Here is a 1,286-nt window from a genome sequence, read left to right as displayed (position 1 = left end):
TGATTCAAGGGTATGGGACGAGCGGCTTTATGCCGCGAAGCAATCGGAAGTGGTTCCAAGAAAAGCCTCTAAGCTTCAGTCTAACGAGACCGTACCGCAAACCGACACAGGTGGGCGAGATGAGTATTCTAAGGCGCTTGAGAGAACTCGGGAGAAGGAACTCGGCAAATTGGTACCGTAACTTCGGGATAAGGTACGCCCTTGTAGCTTGACTGGCCTGCGCCAGGAGGGTGAAGGGGTTGCAATAAACTGGTGGCTGCGACTGTTTAATAAAAACACAGCACTCTGCAAACACGAAAGTGGACGTATAGGGTGTGACGCCTGCCCGGTGCTGGAAGATTAAATGATGGGGTGCAAGCTCTTGATTGAAGTCCCAGTAAACGGCGGCCGTAACTATAACGGTCCTAAGGTAGCGAAATTCCTTGTCGGGTAAGTTCCGACCTGCACGAATGGCGTAACGATGGCCACACTGTCTCCTCCCGAGACTCAGCGAAGTTGAAGTGTTTGTGATGATGCAATCTACCCGCGGCTAGACGGAAAGACCCCATGAACCTTTACTGTAGCTTTGCATTGGACTTTGAACCAATCTGTGTAGGATAGGTGGGAGGCTTTGAAGTGGTGACGCTAGTTGCCATGGAGCCGTCCTTGAAATACCACCCTGGTTTGTTTGAGGTTCTAACCTTGGCCCGTTATCCGGGTCGGGGACAGTGCATGGTAGGCAGTTTGACTGGGGCGGTCTCCTCCCAAAGTGTAACGGAGGAGTTCGAAGGTACGCTAGGTACGGTCGGACATCGTGCTAATAGTGCAATGGCATAAGCGTGCTTAACTGCGAGACTGACAAGTCGAGCAGGTACGAAAGTAGGACATAGTGATCCGGTGGTTCTGTATGGAAGGGCCATCGCTCAACGGATAAAAGGTACTCTGGGGATAACAGGCTGATTCCTCCCAAGAGTTCATATCGACGGGGGAGTTTGGCACCTCGATGTCGGCTCATCACATCCTGGGGCTGTAGCCGGTCCCAAGGGTATGGCTGTTCGCCATTTAAAGTGGTACGTGAGCTGGGTTTAAAACGTCGTGAGACAGTTTGGTCCCTATCTGCCGTGGGCGTTGGAAGTTTGAGGGGGGCTGCTCCTAGTACGAGAGGACCGGAGTGGACGAACCTCTGGTGTACCGGTTGTCACGCCAGTGGCATTGCCGGGTAGCTAAGTTCGGAAGAGATAACCGCTGAAAGCATCTAAGCGGGAAACTTGCCTCAAGATGAGACTTCCCGGAGACTTGATCTCCCT

General features: G+C 52.6%; 1 rRNA gene. It reads left to right on the top strand.

The features are described from left to right. Nucleotides 1-1,283 (top strand): 23S ribosomal RNA (locus AYR66_RS28070); the annotation flags it as partial. Nucleotides 1,284-1,286 lie beyond the last annotated feature (3 nt).

This window comes from Noviherbaspirillum denitrificans, assembly GCF_002211445.1.
Taxonomy (GTDB): Bacteria; Pseudomonadota; Gammaproteobacteria; order Burkholderiales; family Burkholderiaceae_D; genus Noviherbaspirillum; species Noviherbaspirillum denitrificans.
This window is presented reverse-complemented; position numbering and strand designations above follow the sequence as displayed.